The sequence below is a fragment of the Acinetobacter sp. V2 genome (assembly GCF_001188385.1).
Lineage (GTDB): Bacteria > Pseudomonadota > Gammaproteobacteria > Pseudomonadales > Moraxellaceae > Acinetobacter > Acinetobacter oleivorans.
This window is the reverse complement of sequence record NZ_JZFB01000001.1, coordinates 478,466-486,911: the sequence shown is the minus strand read 5'-3', so window position 1 is coordinate 486,911 and position 8,446 is coordinate 478,466. Positions and strand designations below refer to the sequence as shown.

The window sequence follows — 8,446 nt, the reverse complement described above, 5'->3', positions numbered from 1 at the left end:
CCCATGAGTGCACAGCGCATAGATGCACCGCCATCTACCACTAATACTTTATCTGTACCATCTGTTGCCAATAACTCTTTTACACGTGAGTTATCTTCAAAGCACTTTACTGTTACAATCTGCCCCCCAAAAGTTTTACGTGCACCATAGCTTTGGAAAAACTTTCCATCCATTGAAGGAATTACAACTTGTAAATCTTTTTCAGGGTTATCATCTAATAAATCACATGTTACAAATGGTACTGTCGACACTTTTATTCTCCCTTATCGAGTTTTCTGTATACTCAGATTATCATATCGTTTAAAGGCTTCAATTTGCGTTAGCGCCGCTACGACCATCGTATGAGCCAATTGCTCCGCAGTTACAGGTTTATATTTGAATGGTTTTTGTAATTTATTCTCAATAAATTTAAATAGACTCTGCCCTAAATCTTCTATAAACCGTACGTCACTGCGTTTACCAATAAGTAAAGATGGTCTAAAGATAGACAATTTCTCAAGTTGTAGACTTTCAATATAATCTTCTAGTTGTCCTTTCACTTTATTATAAAAAATCGGTGAATTGGCATTTGCACCAAGTGCACTTACTAATAAAAGATGAATATGTTTATCTTGTACCAAATCTGCCAAATGAGCATTGATTTCATAATCCACAGCGTAAAAGGCCTGTTTTGAGCCTGCATTTTTCAATGTTGTTCCCAAACAGCTAAATGCATGGGTATGACCGCTCACATCTTCATCATTCAACATTAAGAAATCTTCTACAACCAGCTGATTAACTTTTTTATATGTATTAAGTAGTTGTGATTCTTTTCTTACCACGACAGTAATCGCTTCAAATTCTGGTGTTTGCTCAAGCTGTTCGACAAGAGCTAAACCCACAAGTCCTGTAGCACCTATCACAATTGCTTTTTTCGTACTTATACTCATTTTTTATCCAACCCTCTTTAAGTTTGTATCAAATTTAACCTTTTCTTACGGTTTTAGCAGCCCCTAAAACCGCTTAAAATGCTCTCAAGGCTTGACTTCACGGTGTCTATTCATCACAATATGGCACTTGTTTACGGGCTGGTGATGGTTGCACCAGTTTACTGGATTGACCACAGCCCGCCCAGACCAACTTATTTTCAAGGAGTGCAAGAGTGGCAAACTCTGCTCAAGCTAAAAAACGTGCGCGTCAAAACGTTACTGCACGTAAACACAACGCAAGCTTGCGTTCTATGGTTCGTACATACATCAAACGTACTTTAAGTGCAATTGCTGGTGGTGATCATGCTGTTGCTACAGAAGCTTACAAAAAAGCTGTTCCTGTAATCGACCGTATGGCTGATAAAGGCATCATCCACAAAAATAAAGCTGCTCGTCATAAGAGCCGTTTAAATGCTCAAGTTAAAGCGTTAGCTAACTAATTGAAGCATGTAAAAAAAGCCCTATTGGGCTTTTTTTATTACCTATCTTTTTTGAGCTTATAGCCCTGTGTTAAATTTGGCTACATTCAGCTCATAGGCCTTACCTCTCCAAATCCATTTTAATTTACAATTTGGAAACTCTTCGCCCTCAAACCATACAAATAAGCCTTCCATCATTTCAGGCCAATCTTCTTTCTTAATTTTATTTTCACCAGAAATTACAGCAACAATTGCAGCAATAATAGTGTCATGACTGACAGCTAAACTAAGTCCACCTTGAGTTTTGGGATGAGTACGATAAATAAGCTCGAGCACGTCTAAAACACCAGTAATGGGGTGTTTCATGCCAGGTAATGCATTATTAACAAAACTATTAATAAAACCCAAAGCGCCTTGTTTTTTAAAATAAGGAGCAGCTTGCTGTATATCTAGTACAAAGCTACCAGGTTCAACCAGTAGTCCCTGCTCAATAATTTCAATGGTATGTGTATTAGATTCGGGACTTACATCATCAGCCCCTTCAATCATGAGCGCAGCCGTATCGACACAACGTTGTATTGGACTTGAAATACAATGCTGGATAACACGATCTGTATTTTTAATTAAATAATTACCCCATGCCTGCGCAAGCTCACGCCCTTGAGGAGTAAGTTGGAGGTCATATCCTGCTAAACCCTGCCCGTCCACAAGTTCTCTTAGAGAATGGCGCGTAAATAAGGTCACGGGAGTTGAAGCATCGGGCAATAAATCAATTGCTTCAAACATACTTTTAGGCAATAAATCGAGTGCCATTGTTATCTTGTCATCTTTTTTCAATACTTTGCCACTATAACATGTCTGACATAACTCTCAATCTATAACACCTGATTGGGTTAATGCTTCAAATGCTATTTTTTTGCTTTCTTGATCACGAAATGCGATAAAGCCCTTATTTAAAACCGTGTGTCTCTGGTTATATTCAAAAGGTTTTCCATCAAGAGTAAGTAAACCACCACCTATACTTTCCAACAACCCTTGACCAGAACTTGTGTCCCATTCAGAAGTTGGATGGAATCGTGGGTAAATATCTATTTCACCTTCCAACATCATGCAAAATTTATAGGCACTTCCTGCTTCTCTTCTAATAATGTTATGTTCTTTTTCGATAGGCTGAATAAATCTTTGATATTTCGGATTTTTACTGCCATGGCTAAGTCCTATTTGTATAGGTGTATCTGGCGAAGGCGAAGTTATCTGATATTGATACCACTGCTTTTGACTAAAACTATATTTAAAAGGTAAATCTTGTAGATATCCTAAATACACGACTTGTTCACATGGCACAGCAATAACTGAAAAGATTGTCTCTTTACCCTTAATCAAGCTTAGGTTTATCGTGAACTCATCACGCTCATGAATAAACTCTTTAGTTCCATCAAGCGGATCTAACATCCAACACGTAGACCAGTCATGGCGAGCACTATAATCACTTTCTTCAGACAAAACAGGCAGGTCTGGTGTAATCTCTGCCAAGTGCTTTAATAAGAAAAGATTCACTTTTAAATCTGCTTGAGTTACAGGTGAATCGTCTTGTTTTTCATGAATAGTAAACTCATAACCCGCAGAATAATTTTGATATTCTTGTAATAGAATCTGGCTTGCTTGTTCCAAAACTGGAAGAAGCTGATTAATCAAAGTATCTTGTGGGCGCGTAGTTGTTATAAACATAAATATGCTCTACATAGTTTCATTTCTATTATAGGTGAATTATGAACAATTCAATATTGGCCAACAGTTTGATTTACTAAAAAAGTAATTTATCTTAATGATTAGATGAACAAAACTTTGTGTGCACACTATATAGTTAATATGAAAAATGATGATGTTAAAAAAACCATTATTATGTACAAAAAACAATCTATAAGTTATGAAAAATAAACAACTTAAATCAGATCCATCCATTTCCTTTTCATCTATTTCTTGCTATGTTCAATCACACAATAACAAGATGGAAGAAAGCGCACATGATGCTATATGGATATCATTTCTCGACAATAGAACGTAACTGGGAAGAACTTACGCCCTTAAATGAGTTCCTACAAACATTTGCAGATGATGATGGTGATGTTTCAACAAGAGATAAAGAATCTCTTAAAGAAATCATTGCAAAATCAGATACAGCTTTAGCTTTAGCAAGAGAAATGGGTTGGGATGGTAGTTATACAGGATGTCCTTATCTATTCTGGTTACCAAACAAAAGTAGCCAGTCTTTTGAATATGGTTTTGTATTTAAACAGACCTCAGATAATACAACTTTTGTTATTTCACCCATTGAATTGAGTTATCTAGCTCAAGATTCTGAAGTACAAACATTAAGTAAAAATATTGAATAAACAATATAGGTTATTGATTCAGATTTGATATCAATAACCTCATCTTATTTTAGATAGATTAGTCAAACATGCTTAACTGTGGTGTCGATTTTATAACTTTTTCTTTTGGCACATGAGAGCATTCAAACTCTTCCACTGGAAAACCTTCAATAAAGCTGGAAATATCAGGCGATTCTAAACTCAACCACTCTTCTAGTCGGTCATGTGGAATCACAATAACTGATCTTTTGACATCACCTGGTTCGTGAAAGTCTTTCATCATGGGATGGTCAATCGCGTCCATGGTCAACATGCTTGCAGAACGAATAACCGTCTCATTGATTTTGCAAATTTCATAGATCGCTGCAATGAAAAAAGCTTGCCCATCTTTACGGCGTACACCCCATCGTTCCGGCTTATCATTTATATATTTACTTTCATAAAACTCGGTCACTGGAATTACACCGAATTTACATTTAAGAGCAGCTTCTTGAAAACTCGGTTTTTGGAAAATGGTTTCATGACGGGCATTGTAAGTATGTTTTGCTATGTTGGTATCTTCAGCCCACTTTGGAACCAAGCCGAACATGACTTCACGCCATTCAAGACCTTGTGGTGATTTGAATAATAGTGGCATTGTTCCCGCAGGGTAAACCTCTTCGGCATAGCTAAAGCCAACCACAGGCAACTGAAGTTGCTGTAATTGAGCAAGAGTTAAAGGTTTAAAGTTCGCACACATAGCAAGAATAAAATACTCTATATTTACTTCTGTTATTTTATAAGCATTTACCACATAAACCAAATAAAAAGGCACTCGAAAGTGCCTTTAACGACATAACTTTACGCTTATGAAATGTGTTGAATCCCTTGAGGAATCGCCTGCAATAGACGTTTAGTGTAATCATGTTGAGGATGTGCATAGAGCTCATCCGAATTGGCAATTTCCACAACTTCTCCATGATTCATGACCATCACCTGATCAGAGATATATTTCACAACCGATAAGTCATGTGAAATAAAGATATAACTAAGCCCAAACTCATCTTGTAAGTCTTGTAATAAGTTAAGTACCTGCGCTTGGACTGAAACATCGAGCGCAGAAACTGATTCATCACAAATCAAAATTTCAGGCTTTAGCGTTAAACAGCGTGCAATCGCAATACGTTGGCGTTGTCCACCTGAAAACTCATGCGGATATCGATAATAAGCTTGTTCAGGTAAATTCACTCTATCAAGTAAACCAAGCGCAATTTGTTTGCGCTCAGCATCATCTTTACCAATACCATGAATTTGCATAGGCTCTAATAATATCTGCCCAATGGTAAAACGTGGATTAAGAGAGGCATATGGATTTTGAAAAATGATCTGTATCTTTCGTTGATATTTAGCAAACTCTTTTTCAGTTAATGAAAGAATATCTTTACCTTCGATGAAAGCCTGCCCACCAGATGCTTGATGTAAGCGCATGAGTAGTAGCCCAACAGTCGTTTTACCTGAACCTGACTCACCGACTAAACCTAAGGTTTTTCCTTTAGCGAGTTTAAAAGAAACTCCTTTAACGGCCTGAAACTCTTCTTTGCCAAATAGACCTTTACGGCTATAAAAGCTTTTTTTCAGGTCTTTTACTTCTAAAATGATTTGCTCATCACCATTTAAGCCACGTTTGCGCTCGGGAATTTCTGAAGCATCAAAACTTTGTTCGACCAAGATGTTGTCTTCTTGACGCATAAAATCGCTGGTCACAGGCAAACGATAAGGTCGTTGTGACATTTGTGGGCGGCAATAGAGCAAAGCTCTCGTATATACATCTTTAGGCTGTTCAAGAACTTCTTCAGCAGCGCCTTGCTCTCTAATCTCACCATGACGCATCACAATAACTTTATCTGCAATTTCACCGACCAATGCTAAATCGTGAGTAATAAAAAGCATCGACATTTGACGGCGTTTACGCAATGACTCAAGTAAATCAATAATCTGTTTTTGGATCGTGACATCAAGTGCAGTGGTCGGCTCATCGGCAATCAGCAGTTTAGGCTCACACGCAATCGCCATAGCAATCATGACACGTTGTTGTTGGCCACCAGAAAGTTGGTTTGGATAAGCATTAATTTTAGTTTCAGGTGAAGGAATACCTACTTCTTTAAGCAACTCTAAAACGCGTTGTCGGGCCTGTTTACGGCTCAATCCCATATGCAAACACAACACTTCTGCAATTTGATTGCCAACCGTAAAAACAGGATTTAATGATGACATCGGCTCCTGAAAAATCATCGCAATATCTTTGCCACAAATTTTACGCATCTCTGTACGAGATAAGCTCAGTAAATCTTTGCCTTCAAATATAATTTTACTTTGCTCATCAATTTTACTCTGACCTATAGGCAGTAATCCCATAGTTGCCAAAGAAGTAACCGATTTACCGCTACCCGACTCACCTACTAAAGCAACCGTTGTATTCTCAGGAATATCAAAGCTAATTCCTTTCACGGTTTCAATATATTGTTTATCTTCACCTTTAAAACTTACTCGTAGATTTTTAACATGCAGTAACGGCGCATTCTTATTTTCATGTTCTGACATTAGGATTTCCTCTTATTTTAGTTTTGGATCTAATGCATCACGGAGTGCATCAGTAAACATTGAAAATGCCGTTACCAAAACAGCCATCGCGACAGAGGCTGCGACAAGCTGCCACCACTTACCTAAAAGAAGCTCACTTTGTGCTTCATTTAACATACTCCCCCAAGACACTACGCCTACTGGCACACCAAAACCTAAGAAACTCAAGATGACCTCAGATTTAATGAAAGACACCACCAAAATTGACATTTGGACCAAAGCGATATGGCTGACATTAGGAAAAATATGAATGAACATACGACGGAAGTGTCCAACGCCAATTGCTTTAGCAGCAAGAACGTACTCACGTGCAGTATGTTTCATATATTCGGCACGAATTAAACGATAAACACCCGTCCAGCCCGTTAAACCTAAAATCAGAACAATGGATAAAATGCCTTTTTGTTGAAGTACGGCAGCAATAGCAAGAACTAATAATAAATAGGGAATTGAGGTAAAAATGTTATAAAACCAGTTGAGAATATCATCCACCCAACCACCAAAATATCCAGAAATTGCACCTAAAAGTGTACCGATGCCTACCGCAAGTAAAGCGGATATCACCCCAACAATAATTGATGTTTCAGCACCTTTAATGGTCTTTTTAAGGACATCTTGTCCCCATTTGTCAGCTCCAAATATAAGTGTGCTTTTAAGTTCACTTTGCTGATCAAGTAAATGTCCACCAAGTTGCTGATCAATTGCTTTCATATCCTCAGCTAAAGGGTCAACTACACCATAATAATCAATTGCACTTCCCGCACTCTTTTCTTGTTTAATTTCAGCCTTGAGTTGGTGAATTACATCTTTTAAAGGATCAACTGGATTTATCGGTAACTCTTCTTCAATCGCTGCTGCATTTTGCCCTGCACCTGTTGTCTTATCTGCGCCTATAAATGTAGGTGGTGCATAACTTACTGCAACCTCTTTATTCCAGTCAGATGCAATCACACCCGTCATTGATAGAACCAAGATAATAAAATAAAGCAATACAATCACTAGCGATGACATTGCGATCTTGTCGGCCCGAAGACGACGCATGGCAAGTTTCCACAGGCCAGATGAATGAGCTTCGGCTTTTGTTTGTTGTTTTCTTTTTGATAAAACGCTCAGCATAGCCCACCTACTTCAACTGTACACGTGGATCAACCACTTTGTAGACCAAATCGGCAATCAGGTTAAAAATCATAGTTGCAGCGGCGATGTAAACTGTAATTGCCTTAATAACAGGAAAATCACTCCGCTCAACTGCAATAATCACCTCTCGACCAATCCCGGGAATACCAAAAAAACGTTCAATTAAAAATGCGCCTATGAGCAATGCAGGTAAAGTTGACATCACATCGGTAATAATAGGAATTGAAGCGTTCCGTAGTACATGTACGCCTAAAATTCGGCTTTCACCTACACCTTTAGCACGTGCTGTTCGAACATAGTCCTGATTAATTTCATCAAGCACAAAGCTACGATATAAACGTAAAGTCGGTGCAATACTCACCACCAGCATGATTAGAATCGGTAGTAAGGCAAACTTAAATAAATTATCAGTAAAGCTATCGCTCCAGCCTTGTACAGGAAACCAACTTAGCTGATAAGCCAGAACATATTGAAAAACGATAATGTAAACTAAGATGCTGATCGACATGCCGATGGTACATAACATCATGACCATACGGTCGGTTAGAGAACCACGTACAGCTGCAACAGCCAATGCCAAAATAATTGAAATAACCGTCTGTAAAATAGTCAGTGGAATTAAAAGCGTGAGCGATGGTCCTAATCGAGTTAAAATAATTTGAGAAACAGGTTCGCCAGTACTCCAACTTGCACCATAGTCAAAAGTCAGTATTTGTTTAATGAAAATCCAGAGCTGAACGTAATAAGGCTGATCGACACCAAGCTGCTTACGAATGTTTTCAATCTGCTCAGGATTAGACATCTTGCCCGCTAAAATATAAGCAGGATCGCCACCTACCCAGTTAAAAAGAATAAAAATAAGTAAGACTACCCCCAACATAGTTGGAATCATCTGCCATAAACGCCGAATAACATATGCCAGCATAGTGAT

Annotated in this window: 9 protein-coding genes and 1 pseudogene; 2 read left to right on the top strand and 8 right to left on the bottom strand. The window is 38.1% G+C overall.

Annotated elements, in window-relative coordinates:
* Both UC75_RS19790 and UC75_RS02255 read right to left on the bottom strand, forming a co-directional pair.
* Positions 1-251: pseudogene (locus UC75_RS19790) on the bottom strand (putative 4-hydroxy-4-methyl-2-oxoglutarate aldolase); the annotation flags it as partial.
* A 12-nt stretch (positions 252-263) separates the two neighbouring features.
* A complete protein-coding gene (locus tag UC75_RS02255) occupies positions 264-929 on the bottom strand; it encodes an NAD(P)H-binding protein (RefSeq protein ID WP_049836539.1) in 666 nt (221 codons plus the stop codon).
* Between the two features lie 212 nt (positions 930-1,141).
* Between UC75_RS02255 and rpsT the strand changes: the two genes are divergently transcribed.
* Complete coding sequence (rpsT, locus tag UC75_RS02250; protein WP_004792670.1) at positions 1,142-1,408, top strand: 30S ribosomal protein S20; 267 nt, start codon at positions 1,142-1,144, stop codon at positions 1,406-1,408.
* 57 nt (positions 1,409-1,465) lie between these two features.
* On the opposite strand, the gene UC75_RS02245 is transcribed toward rpsT, so the two are convergent.
* Positions 1,466-2,200 (bottom strand): histidine phosphatase family protein, encoded by a 735-nt coding sequence (locus UC75_RS02245; RefSeq protein WP_004792672.1) that lies wholly within the window; start codon positions 2,198-2,200, stop codon positions 1,466-1,468.
* A gap of 57 nt (positions 2,201-2,257) precedes the next feature.
* Positions 2,258-3,115, bottom strand: coding sequence for a 3'(2'),5'-bisphosphate nucleotidase CysQ family protein (locus UC75_RS02240; protein ID WP_049836538.1), 858 nt, complete (start codon positions 3,113-3,115; stop codon positions 2,258-2,260).
* A 296-nt stretch (positions 3,116-3,411) separates the two neighbouring features.
* Here UC75_RS02240 and UC75_RS02235 point away from each other — a divergent pair, with 296 nt between their 5' ends.
* On the top strand, positions 3,412-3,780 hold the full coding sequence (locus UC75_RS02235) for a hypothetical protein (protein ID WP_004792677.1): 369 nt from the start codon (positions 3,412-3,414) through the stop codon (positions 3,778-3,780).
* A 58-nt stretch (positions 3,781-3,838) separates the two neighbouring features.
* Here the strand turns inward: UC75_RS02235 and UC75_RS02230 are convergent, their stop codons facing one another.
* From UC75_RS02230 to UC75_RS02215, 4 genes are all read right to left on the bottom strand, one after another.
* Positions 3,839-4,498: an SOS response-associated peptidase family protein gene (locus UC75_RS02230; RefSeq protein WP_049837331.1), complete on the bottom strand. Its 660-nt coding sequence runs from the start codon at positions 4,496-4,498 to the stop codon at positions 3,839-3,841.
* Between the two features lie 107 nt (positions 4,499-4,605).
* Positions 4,606-6,339 (bottom strand): ABC transporter ATP-binding protein, encoded by a 1,734-nt coding sequence (locus tag UC75_RS02225; protein WP_049836537.1) that lies wholly within the window; start codon positions 6,337-6,339, stop codon positions 4,606-4,608.
* A 12-nt stretch (positions 6,340-6,351) separates the two neighbouring features.
* On the bottom strand, positions 6,352-7,494 hold the full coding sequence (locus tag UC75_RS02220; RefSeq protein ID WP_049836536.1) for an ABC transporter permease: 1,143 nt from the start codon (positions 7,492-7,494) through the stop codon (positions 6,352-6,354).
* Between the two features lie 7 nt (positions 7,495-7,501).
* Entirely contained in the window at positions 7,502-8,440 is a 939-nt protein-coding gene (locus tag UC75_RS02215) for an ABC transporter permease (RefSeq protein ID WP_005304778.1), read from the bottom strand.
* Positions 8,441-8,446: the final 6 nt, after the last annotated feature.

Bases quoted from the DNA above. Each gene is read 5' to 3' on its own strand.
- UC75_RS02240 (WP_049836538.1), bottom strand. From the start codon at position 3,115: ATGTTTATAACAACTACGCGCCCACAAGATACTTTGATTAATCAGCTT.
- UC75_RS02235 (WP_004792677.1), top strand. From the start codon at position 3,412: ATGATGCTATATGGATATCATTTCTCGACAATAGAACGTAACTGGGAA.
- UC75_RS02225 (WP_049836537.1), bottom strand. From the start codon at position 6,339: ATGTCAGAACATGAAAATAAGAATGCGCCGTTACTGCATGTTAAAAAT.
- UC75_RS02230 (WP_049837331.1), bottom strand. From the start codon at position 4,498: ATGTGTGCGAACTTTAAACCTTTAACTCTTGCTCAATTACAGCAACTT.
- UC75_RS02245 (WP_004792672.1), bottom strand. From the start codon at position 2,200: ATGGCACTCGATTTATTGCCTAAAAGTATGTTTGAAGCAATTGATTTA.
- UC75_RS02220 (WP_049836536.1), bottom strand. From the start codon at position 7,494: ATGCTGAGCGTTTTATCAAAAAGAAAACAACAAACAAAAGCCGAAGCT.
- UC75_RS02215 (WP_005304778.1), bottom strand. From the start codon at position 8,440: ATGCTGGCATATGTTATTCGGCGTTTATGGCAGATGATTCCAACTATG.
- UC75_RS02255 (WP_049836539.1), bottom strand. From the start codon at position 929: ATGAGTATAAGTACGAAAAAAGCAATTGTGATAGGTGCTACAGGACTT.